Annotated in this window: 14 protein-coding genes; 2 read left to right on the top strand and 12 right to left on the bottom strand. The window is 45.1% G+C overall.

The genetic code is table 11. The features are described 5' to 3' along the window. Window positions 1-168: 168 nt before the first annotated feature. Window positions 169-1,206: an NADH:flavin oxidoreductase/NADH oxidase gene (locus PCH02S_RS00445; RefSeq protein ID WP_127449025.1), complete on the bottom strand. Its 1,038-nt coding sequence runs from the start codon at window positions 1,204-1,206 to the stop codon at window positions 169-171. Window positions 1,207-1,497: 291 nt separating this feature from the next. On the opposite strand from PCH02S_RS00445, the gene PCH02S_RS00440 reads away from it, so the two are divergent. After that, window positions 1,498-2,397 (top strand): LysR family transcriptional regulator, encoded by a 900-nt coding sequence (locus PCH02S_RS00440; RefSeq protein WP_164819374.1) that lies wholly within the window; start codon window positions 1,498-1,500, stop codon window positions 2,395-2,397. On the opposite strand, the gene PCH02S_RS00435 is transcribed toward PCH02S_RS00440, so the two are convergent. The 4 genes from PCH02S_RS00435 to PCH02S_RS00420 all read right to left on the bottom strand — a co-directional run bounded on the left by PCH02S_RS00435 (window position 2,351) and on the right by PCH02S_RS00420 (window position 6,340). Beyond that, on the bottom strand, window positions 2,351-3,268 hold the full coding sequence (locus PCH02S_RS00435; protein ID WP_127449022.1) for a LysR family transcriptional regulator: 918 nt from the start codon (window positions 3,266-3,268) through the stop codon (window positions 2,351-2,353). The genes PCH02S_RS00440 and PCH02S_RS00435 overlap by 47 nt on opposite strands. 721 nt (window positions 3,269-3,989) lie before the next feature. Next, on the bottom strand, window positions 3,990-5,156 hold the full coding sequence (locus PCH02S_RS00430; protein ID WP_127449021.1) for an iron-containing alcohol dehydrogenase: 1,167 nt from the start codon (window positions 5,154-5,156) through the stop codon (window positions 3,990-3,992). A 42-nt stretch (window positions 5,157-5,198) separates the two neighbouring features. Then, on the bottom strand, window positions 5,199-5,660 hold the full coding sequence (locus PCH02S_RS00425) for a DinB family protein (protein WP_127449019.1): 462 nt from the start codon (window positions 5,658-5,660) through the stop codon (window positions 5,199-5,201). Window positions 5,661-5,677: 17 nt separating this feature from the next. After that, the gene (locus PCH02S_RS00420) at window positions 5,678-6,340 is read right to left on the bottom strand and encodes a type 1 glutamine amidotransferase domain-containing protein (protein ID WP_127449017.1); all 663 of its coding nucleotides are present in this window, start codon (window positions 6,338-6,340) and stop codon (window positions 5,678-5,680) included. 362 nt (window positions 6,341-6,702) lie between these two features. Between PCH02S_RS00420 and PCH02S_RS00415 the strand changes: the two genes are divergently transcribed. After that, complete coding sequence (locus tag PCH02S_RS00415) at window positions 6,703-7,491, top strand: GNAT family N-acetyltransferase (RefSeq protein WP_127449016.1); 789 nt, start codon at window positions 6,703-6,705, stop codon at window positions 7,489-7,491. A 495-nt stretch (window positions 7,492-7,986) separates the two neighbouring features. On the opposite strand, the gene PCH02S_RS00410 is transcribed toward PCH02S_RS00415, so the two are convergent. The 7 genes from PCH02S_RS00410 to PCH02S_RS00380 form a co-directional block, all read right to left on the bottom strand. Next, entirely contained in the window at window positions 7,987-8,430 is a 444-nt protein-coding gene (locus PCH02S_RS00410) for a VOC family protein (RefSeq protein WP_127449014.1), read from the bottom strand. A gap of 17 nt (window positions 8,431-8,447) precedes the next feature. Then, window positions 8,448-9,332, bottom strand: coding sequence for a TolB family protein (locus PCH02S_RS00405; protein WP_127449012.1), 885 nt, complete (start codon window positions 9,330-9,332; stop codon window positions 8,448-8,450). Window positions 9,333-9,367: 35 nt separating this feature from the next. Continuing rightward, window positions 9,368-10,066, bottom strand: a complete 699-nt coding sequence (locus tag PCH02S_RS00400) for an SDR family oxidoreductase (protein WP_127449011.1) — start codon at window positions 10,064-10,066, stop codon at window positions 9,368-9,370. A gap of 23 nt (window positions 10,067-10,089) precedes the next feature. Continuing rightward, on the bottom strand, window positions 10,090-10,542 hold the full coding sequence (locus PCH02S_RS00395; RefSeq protein WP_127449009.1) for a VOC family protein: 453 nt from the start codon (window positions 10,540-10,542) through the stop codon (window positions 10,090-10,092). A 32-nt stretch (window positions 10,543-10,574) separates the two neighbouring features. After that, window positions 10,575-11,474, bottom strand: coding sequence for a carbohydrate ABC transporter permease (locus PCH02S_RS00390; protein ID WP_127449007.1), 900 nt, complete (start codon window positions 11,472-11,474; stop codon window positions 10,575-10,577). 18 nt (window positions 11,475-11,492) lie between these two features. Then, window positions 11,493-12,380: an ABC transporter permease gene (locus PCH02S_RS00385; RefSeq protein ID WP_127449706.1), complete on the bottom strand. Its 888-nt coding sequence runs from the start codon at window positions 12,378-12,380 to the stop codon at window positions 11,493-11,495. 90 nt (window positions 12,381-12,470) lie between these two features. Further along, window positions 12,471-14,150 (bottom strand): extracellular solute-binding protein, encoded by a 1,680-nt coding sequence (locus PCH02S_RS00380; RefSeq protein WP_127449006.1) that lies wholly within the window; start codon window positions 14,148-14,150, stop codon window positions 12,471-12,473. Between the last annotated feature and the right edge of the window lie 413 nt (window positions 14,151-14,563).

The raw sequence follows: 14,563 nt of genomic DNA, 5'->3' as shown, positions 1-14,563 counted from the left end.
GTTTCATGATCTTATCGTAGCGCAAAAACGCTTTCATGATCAATCAAATCAAAATCCCTTTTCGTCATGAATAATGTTGACATCATTTAAACCTGTTATTACAGCGGTCCCCGTTAATATGAAAAAGACAGCCGATTGAACACCAGCTGCCTCCTCATTATGATCGATTTACTTAAGTCCAAAACCCATGCCATATACGCCAGGAAACTCTATTTCTTTTCCTAGCTTCTTGGCAGCTTCTAACGTCCAATACGGATTTCTTAACATCCCGCGGCCCACACCCACAAGATCTGCGTCCTCGTTGCCGATCACGGAATTCGCTAACGCCGGATCGTCTAACCGCCCCACGGCAATCACCGGTACATTCAGCGCATTCCTGATTTCTCTTGCCATAGGTACTTGATACGCCACATGGGTGCCCGGTCTTCCGTGCGCAAGAATTGGCCCTTCTCCACCGGAGCTGATATGAAACATGTCCACACCTGCTTCCTTATACACTTTGGAAAAGGCAATACTTTCTGTAAGACCATAACCGCCATCCACGTATTCTCTTGCCGAAATACGCATCAAAAGCGGCATGTCATCAGGCATCACGCTTTTGACGGCTCGAATAACCTGCTGACCGAACAATGGCAAATCCTTGCCGTATTCATCCGTGCGTTTGTTCGTATACGCAGACTGGAACTGGTGAATCAAATAGCCGTGTGCTCCGTGAATTTCAATCGTATCTACGCCAGCCTTGATCGCACGCTCAGCAGCCTGACGATACTTGTCCACCATTTGCTTGACTTCGTCCGTCGTGAGTGCTCGTGGTGTTTTGTATGTTTCCGTCTCATCGAATGGAATAGCGGAAGGCGCTACAGGTACTTCTGCGTGTTCCGCTTTACGTCCTGCATGAGCAATCTGAATGCCCACTTTAGCCCCGTATTGGTGAACGGCATCAACGATTCGCTTCAATGGTGCGATCTGTTCGTCCGACCATAACCCAAGGTCAAAATTAGTAATTCGACCGTCCGGCTCGACGTCCGTCATCTCAATGATGATAAGTCCCGCTCCGCCGATCGCGCGGCTAAGATAGTGATTATAATGCCAATCATTTACGACACCGTCATTATTTTTGACAGCATATTGGCACATTGGCGGCATGACGACACGATTTTTCAGTTCCAGACCTTTCAGCTTGAAGGGTGTAAATAAATGATCCATTTTTTGTTCCTCCTATCGTTATATGAACGAATTAGTCATCGTTATTTTTAAAACCATAACCAGTAGCATAACCATCAAACATAGCAATATCCCAGTAAGAGTGCTTCCCCCATCGTTGGATATATTACCAGGGCTCCACGTAATCTTACGTAAATAATTTGTTCCCGAAATGCAAAAGATCATCTTAGCATTTCGTCTTGTTTGCCGTATCCATACTGTAACATCTTAGAGCTTCGATTCGAAATACCGATAAGTTAGGTGAGGAATAACCAAAGGTTATGGGGGATGGACGTGAAGATCGAATGGTTAGAAGCCTTCCGGCAAACGGCTGAAACGAAGAGTTTAACGAAAGCTAGTGAAATTCTGCATATTAGTCAGCCCGCCTTAAGCAAACAAATTCGCACCCTGGAGGATGAATTAGGAGCACAATTATTGGTACGTTCCTCCACTGGCGTAACGCTGACGCAATCCGGCCAGATTTTACTTGAAAGAAGCAAGAAAATTATGAACGAACTAAACGATCTGAGAAGAGAGATTGCGCTAAGTCAAGACGAGGGCACAGTTGATCTTGTCATTGGATCATGGCCAAGCGTTGCAACTATTTTTTTGCCAAACCATATGGCGGCTAATCAGCAGGAAGATACCAAAATGGCATTCAAAATCAGGGTGTTTTACAGCTTTTTTGACCTGATAAAAAATATAGAAAACGGCACCATCGATGCGGCCTTATTTGATGATAGAGGCGTCCAACATCACTTTCACTCAACCCCTGTTTTTAAAGAAAACTTCTTCTTATTTGTGAATGCCAATCATCCCTTATTTGGTCGTAAAGAAAAAGTATTCTTTCATGAGATAAAGAACGACCCCCTTCTTATGCTGCCTGAGGGGTGCGATGTCAGGATGCTGGTGGAAAAGGAATTTTCAACAAGGGGTGAAACGTTACATATTGCGTTAGAAATAGAGTTAGGACAGAGCATCCTTGGTTTAGTACAAGCTAATCTGGGCATAACCATTTTGCCTGAAATCTTCATTAACCAAACGAATGATACGATTAAAGCAATCCCGATTACTGATTTTGGATTAACCCGTCAAATCTCTGTCGTTACCCGCGAAAAATCGATAAGCAAACAATTGTTAACTTTATTTAATACGAGTTCGAAGCCAAATGAACATCTCTCGGTTCATCCCTGATATCCTCGGAAACACGCTGAATAAACTCATTGATGATGAGCACATGTTTATGTTTCGATTTAAAGCCAATGAAAATTTCATTATGAACCTTCATATCTTCGAAAATGATTTTCCATCTTGGATTTGTCCCATTCTGACGCTTCAACATATGCGTTGGGAGCAGACTCATCCCCGCCCCTTCCTCAACGGCCTTTAGAATTAAATGCATGCTAGGGATAACATGGGCTGGATTAATGAGTGGTCCCTTTTTGAACAACTCTTTCCAATATCTTCTTATAATAGGAAGTTCCAGGCCATAGCTGATCCACTTTTGTTCGGAGAGCCATCGTTCCTTCTCCTTCAAAAGCGTGAAATCCGGCACGGCCGTCTCCATCGGGGCAACAATGACAAAGCTCTCCTCCATAAGCCGCACATATTCGATTCCGGGCGTTAAGAATCTTTGATTGGTTAAAATAAGATCCACACGTTCTTCTTTTAAAAGTTCGAGCAGTTGCTCCGCGTCTCCAAAGTACGTTGTCGTATCCAATTTCAATCTCGATAAATGCGGCAATATGTTCTCAGTGAACAACTCCGGGGTAGCACCTATTTTGATTGGATTCATGCTTGGTGATAAATGCAATTTTAAGCCCATTGTCTTTTCCTCTAACGACTCAATAAGGGGCGCTAGATGAGAATACAGCTGCTTTCCTCGTTCGGTCGGTACCATTTTGCGTGAAGTTCGAATGAACAACAGTTCACCGACTTCCGATTCAAGGCAGGCGAGGTGCTGACTCGATGCGGGCTGGGTCATGATCCGCGTCTTAGCTGCCTCCGATACGGAATTATGCTTAAAAATGGCAATAAAGCTTCTGTACCATTCAAAATCGACCATGGCCACTCCTTCCTCTTTTATCAAAGAATCATGTAACGCACATCTGGCAAAAAAGCCACATGTTGTCATTGTAAGTTTTTCTCACATACACAACAAATTAGAAAAAAAAGACTCGCAAATAAATTTATTTATATACAGGTCAATTAATTGACTGCTGTAGCCATACCGTAACATGATGAATGTGAGATTAGAACTATCATTAAGTTTAGAATGCATAACAAAAAGTTATGGCTCATGTGCCTTCACTCCTTGCCAGGTTGGGACTGCAACGTTAGAAGTTCAGCGCTACTGTGACACTAAGCATAGGGGCATCTCATGCTAGCGTGAAGTTGGTCAACGAAACACCCTAGAGGAACTACAGGCCACTATTCTAGCAAATTCAGCCGCTTACATATTCAAGCGGAACTACATGTCGTTATTTGACCGCCAAATCCCGTTTTCTCTAAGAAAACGGACAAATAGCGTCCCACAGTTCCCCTCCACACGAAAAAGAGCCTATTTCGATGAAATAGCGCCCCGTAGTTCCCCTGCCAGGGACGAATCGCTCAAAAGCTTACCCCAAATCGTCGACTTGATTTAAGGAACCACATGATCTCACACAGGCGCAGAATCTCTTTATAGTGACTGGCTTCAGAGAGTACGGTTGGAGAAGTAAATCAAAGAAAATAAGGCTATCTCTCTGGTCGTATAAACCTTCGAGACAGCCCTATTTTTCAAAAAATCACAAAGAATTTCTCAAGATTTTCCGGACATCCTCAATCGCAAGAGGAACATAGTTACCTATTTGATCGGCGAGCATAGCTCTTTCCGTCATTAACTCAATTTCCTTATCATCAATGCCGTAGTCTGAGAGCTTTGTAGGCGCTCCAATGGATGTCCAAAATTTCACGAGCGACTCGATCGCTTCCGCTGCCAGTTGCACGTCCGTTTTTCCTGCCGGATCCAAATCGAATACACGTACACCCAACTGCGCCACTTTCTCCGGACGCACAGCCGCGACATGTTCCATCCAGCGCGGGAAAAGAATTGCGAGGCCTCCGCCGTGCGGGATATCATGGACAGCCGATACGGCATGTTCAATGTAATGCGTTGCCCAATCGGTTTTAACGCCCATGGCGGTTAGTCCATTCAAGGCTAATGTTCCATTCAACAACATGACTTCACGATATTCGTAATTGTTCAAATCGTTTACGAGCTTAGGTGCCGTCTCGATGACGGTGTGAAGAATCGCTTCACCGATTCTTTCTTGAAGAGGCGCATTGCTCGAAGCATGGAAATACTGTTCGAAGACATGGGACATAATATCAACGATGCCGTATACCGTTTGATCACGTGGTACAGTGAAGGTAAGCTCAGGATCCAGAATACTGAATCTTGGGTAGACATGAATGGAGTTAAATGATTTTTTCTCATTCTTTTCCCAATTCGTAATGACGGAATTTCCGTTCATCTCGGAACCTGTTGCCGCTAACGTTAGGACGGCGCCAATCGGAACAGAGTTTGATGAAGCTTTCGCTTTCTTAAGCACGATATCCCATACGTCTCCATCGTACGGCACGCCCGCAGCAATTGCTTTTGCACAATCGAGCACACTGCCGCCACCAACGGCAAGAATGAAATCAAGCTGATTGTCTCTTATCAGGTTAATCCCTTTTTTGACGGTCGTTAGCCGCGGGTTCGGCTCAACGCCTCCTAACTCAACAACTGTAGCGTTGATTTCTTTCAGTTCCTGAATAACCTTGTCGTAAAGGCCGCTCTTTTTGATACTGCCGCCACCATACAACAGCAAAATACGTTTGCCATAAGCCGGAATTTCTTTTTTCAAACTGCTTAGTTGACCTTTTCCAAATAGAAGCTTAGTCGGATTATAAAACTCAAATTTATCCATCGTCGTTGTTCCCCTCTCGAATGTGAAATGAAATTCTGCCAATTATACGCTTAAATCGACATAAAACGGCGGCGTTACGCCTAGCATGCGGGCATATACAAAGAGCTGCCCTTTATGATGAGCCTCATGTCCAATTAAACGATGAAGCACTTCTACGATTGGTTCTACATTTTCAAAAATGGTTGCGTCTTGTTGTAAATCTGATTCTGAATAAGAGGCAAGCTTTTGTTCGTGTTCGGCGGTTAATTGCTGAAGAAGCTCACGAGCTTCCGAAATGGTCGATGGAACTGGTGGGACGATCATATCACGCGATTCAATAGCGGCAAAAAAGAAATCCGGCGTCATTGCTAGATGATGGATAAGCTCAATTGTCGTCATCCCGCCGTCCCATGGGCGCCATGTTCCTCCTGATTCAGGCAATAGCGCTACAAGTTCACGCAAGGCATTGCGGTGCATTTTCCAACGTTTCATTACTTGTTGTGTAGTTGTAAGTTCATTTTTCATTGTATATAGCCCCCTGATTATTTATTTAGTTGACGAATAACTTCCTTAGCGGCACTTTCCGCAGATTGTGGGTTTTGACTTGTAATGAGATTGCCATCCACTTGAAAGTTATCTGTCCAATTTGGCGCTAAGACGATATTAGCTCCCAATTCGCGAAGTCGTGTTTCTAGTAAAAACGGCATGTATTTATCTAAAGTCGTTTCTCTTTCTTCCTCATCGGTGAACGCCGCGATCGTTTTTCCTGCTACAAGAGGCGTACCATCCGACAGTTTCACGCCGACAAGGGCTGCCGGACCATGACAAACAGCGGCAACGATTTTACCGGATTCATACATCGTACGGATTATGGATTGCAGCACCTCGTTATCAGGCATGTCGAACATCGTGCCATGTCCACCCGGGATGAAAATAGCATCATAAGAATGAATGTCGTTCACATTTTCGAGCTTCATAGTGTCTTTCAGGTATTTAGCCATATCTAACATCTCTTGAGGAGCACCTTCTAGACTTCTATGATCTAGAGGAACCTTCCCACCCAGTGGGCTTGCTATCGTAACTTCATATCCTTTATTGTTAAATGCGAGGTATGGCTCTACAAATTCTGATAGCCATAAGCCTGTTCGCTCATTCTCGTTTATTTGATCGGCAGTTGTGACTACCATTAGAATGCGTTTGATCATTGTAATTCCCCCTTTTCGTCCATGCAGCTGACTTACGAAAGATATTATTGCCTCTCAGACGCTTATTACACATCATAAAAAACCGAATGTGACGATATTTTTTTATATCAGCAGCTGCATTCGCCTTTTGTTTTGGCGGTAAACATACTTTAACACCTTGGCATTGTGGATTGTACTACAGGTAAGTTGGGGGCGACATAATGAAAAGTTATGGGGCTAGATAGGAAAGCAGCAGCATGGACAGCCATCTATTCATAATAATACTTATAACCTCATAAACATTTCGTCATTTGTTTGACGAAATTCTACGCTTTACAATAACGGAATGCAGGTCCTAATCCTATACCCAGTGAGGTCAAACCATGATAAGCACGCCAGACATCATTAAACAAAACATGATTCATATTATGAAGCAAATGAGCAGCTCCTGTCCTCGCATGTCATTCGTGAAGACACCACAAGTGATTCGTTACGAAAGTGATCTCCCTCATTCGCTATTCAATCGGATAATCACCTATGAAGGATTGAAATCCGATGGAGCAATGAACGATATCGTAACAATTGCCGATCATTATCGGTCATCTAAACGCCCTTTCTCGTGGTTGATCTGGTCGCATGACACCGACGCCTCTGAGCTGGCAAGTGTACTGGAGAAACACGGACTTAAATGGTCCGGTCAATCTCCCGGCATGTCACTTTCCCTTACGGATTGGACGTATAAGGCTCCAAGCATTCCCAACTTCGAAATCAAACCTATTCGGACAACAGCGGAATTCTCCTGGTTCAAAGAGATTGCCCTTCCTGCATTCGGCCTACAAGGAGAAACTGGCGACGTGTTCATGCAAGTGAACGAATCGTTAGCGCTCGGTGAACAAGCCATTTTACGGCATTATGCCGGATTCCTGGATGGACGTCCTGCCGGAGTGGTTACAGCCTTTCAAGATGAAGAAACCATTGGCATTTACAATGTAGCTACTGCGGGAGAATACAGAAGGCGAGGTATCGGAAGCGCTTTGACCGTGCATGCCCTTCGTGAGGGACAAGCCGCAGGTGGCAAGATAGCCGTGCTGCAGTCAAGCGAGATGGGCGCAAGTGTTTATCGAGCGCTGGGATTCAGCGAAGAGGTTCGAATCGATTTTTATATCGGATAAATATACCGTAAAAAACGGAGCCTTTAGACCGCAAATGCGGGGCTCCGTTTTTGGTTGCTATTGTATTTGTTATTTTGCTCCTGCCAGTTGCCTAGTTCAGGATCTGAGTAGCAAGAATCACCAGATCCTCAATGTCTACGGTGTCGTCACCACTCAAGTCGAACTGCTTCCACGAGTTCCAGTCGGAATCCGCGGTCGTACAGGCCACTATTCTAGCAAACTCGCCCGTTTTCGCGTTCATGAGGAACTACAGGGCCTTATTTGACCGCCTACTCCCGTTTTCTTTAAGAAAACGGACAAATAGCGCCCCACAGTTCCCCTACCCGCGAAAAAGAGCCTATTTCGTAGAAATAGCGCCCTGTAGTTCTCCTCCAGGGGAACCATCCAAGCCATAGCGCAAATTTCATGGAGTGGAGTGCTTAGTGCTTACCCCGTGCAATACGGCGGGAGTGTGCTCCGAATAACTCCTCCATTTTAAAAAAGCGCTAACACTGTTTAATCAATATCAAGAAGTTCAAGAATGACGCCCAAATCGTCGGTACTTTCTACATAAGCATATTTATTGCCATTTTGAATAAGAGGGAACCCGAATTCCTCAAGTTTGGCAGCTGTTTCCAACATTTTATTTTTTGCCTTAAATGCGATGTGGTGGACTCCCGGACCTTTTGTTTCAAGGAATTCCTTCCAAGTTGAAGGATCATCTGTAGGTTCAATGAATTCTATGACGACATTTTCCATGTGAAAAAATGAAAGTCGCACTCTCCCTTGGGTAGGTTTCCCCATGTAGCTGACGGTGTCGCTGCCATCTTCATTAGCCATGATGATCGTGGGAGCCGGGACTCCTAAAAGCTCGGCAAAGCGGTGGGTCGCCTTTTCCACATCACGCACGATCATAGCAATCTGACAAACCAAAGTTGTACCCAGAATCGTCTGTTCCATCGATTTTCTCCTTTACATTAGGAAGATTGAATGCGATAACTAACAAAAGCCAAATGCCTGCTGTCCGGCGACCAGGAATTGACGTTCAGAGTTCCCTGTCCCCCAAAAAGCTCGACAATTGTTCGATAACTGCCTCCGGTGCTGGACATCACACGAATTTCTACATCTTTGTTAGCGGGATGATCCCCGGGAGCGACATCGCCTTTGCGATAAGTGATATAGGCCACCAGCTCTCCATCCGGAGATACGTGAGGAAACCAATTATTGCTCTCATCAACCGTCATTTGGGTCTGTTCACTGCCGTCAGCATTCATGCGCCATACTTGCATAAGACCTGTTCGTACCGAATTGAACCAAATGTGTTGACCGTCAGGTGAATATTCAGGGCCGTCATTTAACCCCGTGGTAAACGTTAATTGTGTTTCTATGCCCCCATTCACTGGAATGGTGTAGATGTCGTATTCGCCATTCCGCTCCGCACAATAAGCTAATGTGCTTCCGTCCGGTGACCATCCGTGCAAATAGCTTGGTGCCATCGGCGTAATAAGTGTCGGACCGCCACCTTGCAGGGGGAACGTATAGATGCGAGAAAGACCGTCCTCGTGAGTGTGATGGCTTACCGCAACCAAAGCGTTATCCGGTGATAGCACATGGTCGTTATTGCATTGGATGGCGTAGCCGGAATCAATAACTGTACTTTCCTTCGTCTTGAGCTCAAACTTATAGAGACGGCCTAAGCTGTTATACACAAGGTGGTTGCCGTCACACGTCCAATTGGGGGCTTCAATCAGAAAATCAAATTCAGCTAAGATTGTCCGTTCGCCAGTCATCACATCGACTGTTTCCAACGTACTGATCACGTTTCTTCGTTCTACCTTTCGTGGTTCCTTTAACGTATTCATCGCGAATCTCCTTCATTTTTCAATTCGCCTAACTGTCACATAGGCATCGGTTCTCCTTTGTAATTGACAAAAAAGGATTCCGGATCGATCTCTTTTTTCATTTCGAGGATATCGATAATGCCATTCGCGCTTTCGACAGGGTCTCCCGGAGCTTTCTCGCCGCCCATGTCTGTCTTGATCCAGCCTGGGTGAATGGCATACACACGGATTCCTCTGTTTTTTACATACCTTTTAAGCTGTTTAGAGAACATGTTTATCGCCGTCTTGGAAATGGCATAAGGAAAATCTCCCCCGTAAGCGTTGGACATACTGCCTGCTTCGGACGAAATGTTAAGAATGGCGCGCGAGCTGCCTTCCTCCATAAGCGGAAGCATATGTTTGATGAGCATCATCGGGCCAAACAAATTAACTTCGAAGGAACGAACAACATCCTCAATAGGCAATTCTTCTAGAGCAACACCTCTTCCGAGCAAAATCCCCGCGTTGTTAATAACGGCATCAACCGTTTGGTTACCTCCACGTAACGTTTCCGCTAACCGGGCAATCGATTTTTCGTCGCATACATCAAGCTGAACAGGCTTAACCAGGCCGGGGAAACGGCTGGCCAGTTCCAACAATTTCACATCTTCCTGCGGTGAACGATTTCCTGCTATGACCATGTGCCCTCTCTGTACGGCAGCGAGTGTCAATTCATACCCAAGCCCCCGATTTGCACCGGTAATGACGATATTCATGTCTGCTCCTCCTTGTGCCCCTGCTAAGCTCGGGGTTTGATGTTTAAATTAACGCCCAAATCATCCTCAGCGTCGACAATTGTCCAGCTGCTGCCCGGGTAATAACCAATCGTCCGCATGGCGTAACCCATCTCCTCCAACTCACCGATGATGGCATCACGCTTCTCGCCTACCTGGAAACCCAGATGATGGACCCCGTTGCCATGTTGATCAAGAAACTCCCTGAACGTGCTGTCTTTCTCGTCAGGTTCGTGCAATTCAATAACAAAGTTGCCAACTCGGATATTCGCTAGCTTCAGGCCGTAATAAGCGGGTTTTCCACGATACGTCAGATCAGGATTATGTACGGGAGGCAGATAACGGATTTCCGGCACAGGAAAATTCAATAGATTCGCCCATGCCTCCGCCGCCTTCTGGATATCATTTACGACAATCGCGATCTGAATAAAGCCATCGAAACTAATATTATTTTTCATGTGTACACCTTCCAATTTTCATTTTTTACTGCCTATTCCTTCACACTGCCCATTACGAGCCCGGTTGTAAAATACTTTTGCAAGAAAGGATAGATGCATAATATCGGTATCATGGCCAAAAACATCTGTGCAGCCCCCGTCGTTCGGGCACTGACCATGGACAAATATTTGGATAAATTGCCGCTAAGATCCGTGTTGTTGCGAATAAATTCCTCCGGATTCACGACAACCGTTTGCAAATAGGTTTGTAAAGGATAGTTTTGAATTTTGTTCATATAAATCATGCCGTCAAACCAGCTGTTCCAGTGGTCTACGAATGAAAAAAGCGTTACTGTCGCAAGCGTGGGTATGGAGACCGGCAAAACCACACGGATTAGCGTCTGCACGTGACTTGCGCCATCCATATACGCTGCCTCCAGCAATTCCTTTGGCAGACTGCGCATATAATTCATGACAACGAGCATGCTGAACACGGGAAGTGCCCCTGGTAGAACAAGCGCCCAGATGGTATTCATTAATCCGGTGCTTTTCACGACCATATAGGTAGGAATTAATCCAGCATTGAAGAGAATCGTCACAACAAAAAACCATGAGAAAATACTCCGCGCACCAAAATCTTCTTTTGATTTAGAGAGAGGATAGGCGGTCAGAATGATCAATACTAAATTGAGCGGAACGCCGATGGCCGTTCGTTTAATAGAAACCAGCAGCGACATGAAGAACTTCGATGTGTTCGTAATAAATTGGTAAGAGATCGTTGTAAATCCCACTGGGAAAAAAGTAACCTCCCCTGCCGCTACGGCTACTTTATCCGAGAATGATACGGCCAACAGGTTGATAAAAGGCGCTATGCATAAAAGAGCAACAAGCAGCAGGAATACGGAGTTGCTCACCAGGAATATTTTGCGTGATAGGGAAGCCTTTATTCCCATGGTCATCTCTCCTTTCCGTTAAAAAACTCTATATCCGGTTAATTTATCCGCCAAGTAATAAGATACGACGATAAAAATTAGCGATACACACGACTTAAACAGGCCAGCCGCAGTGGAGAGCGCATATTGCGCCTGTTCAATGCCTAGACGGAACACGAACGTATCCAAAATATCGCCGGTGGAGTAGACCACGGGACTGTACATATTATAGATTTGATCGAAACCGCCGTTGAGAATATTGGCAAGACCCAACACGGTCATCAGTACGACCATCGATGAGATGCCGGGCAGGGTAATATGCCTGGTCTGCTGCCAGCGGTTTGCGCCATCAATGACTGCAGCTTCATAAAGCGCAGGGTCTATGCCTGTGAGAGCAGCCAGATAAATCACCGATCCGAATCCAAACGTTTTCCAAATATCGCTGATGACCATGGTGGCTGGAAACACATTCGGGTTACCCAGGAAAAAGATAGGTTCAATGCCGAGTTTGGATAAAACGATATTGACAAAACCTTCGTTCGGTGACAAAAGATTTAATAAAATGCCCGATAAGATGACCCAGGACAAAAAGTGCGGTAAATACACCAGCGTCTGAAAAATACGCTTGGTCAACTGATTCCTGACTTCGTTGAGCAGCAAGGCAAACCCCACTGGAACAACAACGCCTGCAATCATTTTGCACAAGGCGATAACAACCGTATTGCGAATGACCAACCCTATATTCGGCATGGAAAACAATGTAACGAAATTTTGAAAACCTATCCATTGTTGGTTCCCGAACATCCCTTTCGCCGGTATAAACTTTTGAAAAGCGATGATTACGCCAGCCATAGAGCCATAGCTGAAGATTGCAACCAGAACGACAGCGGGGAGCAGCATGAGATATAATGGTAGTTCTCTTAACATCTTGTCTTTTCGTTTCAGACTCGCAGACACCACTTCACCACCTGTCCATGATATACGATGAGGTATCACCCACCGCTGCCATCTAAACCTTTATTTGGCAGGGTACATTTTATCCAGTTCGTCAAGTGATTTTTGACCGCCTGCCTTCAGCCACTGCTGTACAAAGGTATCGAAATAATCGACAGGCTTAGTTCCCGTTATGATATCCGTAAAGGTCGTGATGGTCAGGGTGTCCAAGGAAGCAACATTCGTTAACCATACGTCGGGTCTTTGAATGCCCAAGATACTCTGGACGATGGCCTTATCGGGGATGTATTTGTTTAATACGATGGGTAAAGAGCCTGACTTGGACATTTGGCCCCAGGTACCGAAGGCGTTGTCATCTTTGGCAAGAGTTCCATTTTCAAAGCCAGCAATATAGTCATATAAGGGCTTTGCGGCAGGAGGAAGGCCTTCGGACGAGCCTTTATCCATGGCTTTCAGCAAATCTGCTGCGTAAACCTCACCCGGTTGATCGATGTAAATTGGCGATAATCGATATTGCTCGTTAGCCCAATATTTATCGTAGACATCCTTAGTTGAATAATTAACGGTCTCATCGTACAGATTTAGCATTTTAATGACGGCTTCGGGGTTTTTGTAATCTTTCCTTACCATCGTCATCTGGCCTACAGCATTACTCTCGATACCAATCTTGTAATCGTAACCGGACTGTGTGGGGATCGGGTAGGGACGCACGATGACGCCATCTTTTTTATACACATTATTGTAGGGATACCAGGTGCCCCAGTTGCTGCCGAAGGCCATGCCAATCTTGCCGCTGGTGATATCTTCTACGAGTGCTGATTCGCTTTTGGAGGTAAAATCCTTATTGATAAGTCCTTGTTTATACATATCTGCCAATACCGCAAGCGCCGGCTTCATGTTCGGCTGAATCCAGGCAAACGTCATTTTGCCATTTTGATCCCGATAAAACATGCTTTCATCACGTCCAGGTACGCCAAACGCGGAAACCAAACCAAGAATGCTGGCATGATTTTGTCTGATGAGATCCTTGTTAAGGGCAAGCCCAATTGTGTCACCATTCTTACCGTTTCCGTCCGGATCTTCGGTGGCAAACTTCTTAGCTAGAGCAACAAGTTCTTCTACGGTCTTGGGCGGCTGAGAATTCGTTCGCTTAAGCCAATCTTCACGTATCCATAGAAACGGCGCTTCGTGGAAGTTGTCGTTCATTCGAGGTATGGCATAAAGCTTGCCATCTATCGTAGCTCCCTTGAATGAATCGGCAAATTTCTTTTGATACTCCTTGATGGAATCCGTCGCGTATTTGTTATACACCTCGGTGAGATCAGCCAGCTGCCCATTTTGTGCCAACTGCAGAAAAACGTTTGTATCCTGCGTTTTGAATACATCCGGCAGATCGCCTGAAGCAATGATGGCATTCAGTTTATTTTTATATGCATCGGTACTGCTGTCGGCCGTGAAAGCAACCTGAAGATCAATATTGAGCTTATCTTTAAACAAGCGGCTCCAACGGTTATCTTCCCAGGTTTCATTGTTCAGGAGTTTGGAAGCGGCTGCTGTTTGAACAGCCCAGGTCATGGTCACCGGTTTCTGATATTTCCCATTGGCGTCCATGTTTTCTGAAGGATTGCTAGTGCTTTGTGGATCAGACCCTGTGGTAGCGGTTTCACAAGCTGAAATAGTAAAAACCGTCAGTAGGGCCACCATCGCGTGCGGTAGAACTCTTTTGATTTTCAGCTCTTTCACGTGTAATTCCTCCTGTATTTGGATTGTTATAATGACACAGCTTTGTAAGCTATGATAAAGCTAGGGCTGATGAACATGTAATCAAAACCTTCATACAGTTTCTTCTGTGTTTCGCTTCGTAAACGCGCGTTTATACATAAGTCTAAGCTTCCCTTAAATCGCCAAAAACCGACTGAACGCGCGTTTATTTCGGTTAAAAAAAATATCAGACCTCTAACCCGTCACTTCCAAGCTTCAACACGCCACTAACTTCGTGAACACGCGTCTATGGACTCATCATACACAACCGTTAAAAGCGCTGTCAACCTTTAATTTCTACACATTTCCAAATAAAAATGATCCGCTATCCTAAACCCCATTGTCTAAACACGCGTTTATGATATAATTATCAAACAGAGAATTTTTCACTCATT

It is taken from the genome of Paenibacillus chondroitinus NBRC 15376, from assembly GCF_004000765.1.
GTDB lineage: Bacteria > Bacillota > Bacilli > Paenibacillales > NBRC-103111 > Paenibacillus_E > Paenibacillus_E chondroitinus.
This window is presented reverse-complemented; position numbering and strand designations above follow the sequence as displayed.

Bases quoted from the DNA above. Each gene is read 5' to 3' on its own strand.
- PCH02S_RS00445 (WP_127449025.1), bottom strand. From the start codon at position 1,206: ATGGATCATTTATTTACACCCTTCAAGCTGAAAGGTCTGGAACTGAAA.
- PCH02S_RS00435 (WP_127449022.1), bottom strand. From the start codon at position 3,268: ATGGTCGATTTTGAATGGTACAGAAGCTTTATTGCCATTTTTAAGCAT.
- PCH02S_RS00430 (WP_127449021.1), bottom strand. From the start codon at position 5,156: ATGGATAAATTTGAGTTTTATAATCCGACTAAGCTTCTATTTGGAAAA.
- PCH02S_RS00425 (WP_127449019.1), bottom strand. From the start codon at position 5,660: ATGAAAAATGAACTTACAACTACACAACAAGTAATGAAACGTTGGAAA.
- PCH02S_RS00420 (WP_127449017.1), bottom strand. From the start codon at position 6,340: ATGATCAAACGCATTCTAATGGTAGTCACAACTGCCGATCAAATAAAC.
- PCH02S_RS00415 (WP_127449016.1), top strand. From the start codon at position 6,703: ATGATAAGCACGCCAGACATCATTAAACAAAACATGATTCATATTATG.
- PCH02S_RS00410 (WP_127449014.1), bottom strand. From the start codon at position 8,430: ATGGAACAGACGATTCTGGGTACAACTTTGGTTTGTCAGATTGCTATG.
- PCH02S_RS00405 (WP_127449012.1), bottom strand. From the start codon at position 9,332: ATGAATACGTTAAAGGAACCACGAAAGGTAGAACGAAGAAACGTGATC.
- PCH02S_RS00400 (WP_127449011.1), bottom strand. From the start codon at position 10,066: ATGAATATCGTCATTACCGGTGCAAATCGGGGGCTTGGGTATGAATTG.
- PCH02S_RS00395 (WP_127449009.1), bottom strand. From the start codon at position 10,542: ATGAAAAATAATATTAGTTTCGATGGCTTTATTCAGATCGCGATTGTC.
- PCH02S_RS00390 (WP_127449007.1), bottom strand. From the start codon at position 11,474: ATGGGAATAAAGGCTTCCCTATCACGCAAAATATTCCTGGTGAGCAAC.
- PCH02S_RS00385 (WP_127449706.1), bottom strand. From the start codon at position 12,380: ATGTTAAGAGAACTACCATTATATCTCATGCTGCTCCCCGCTGTCGTT.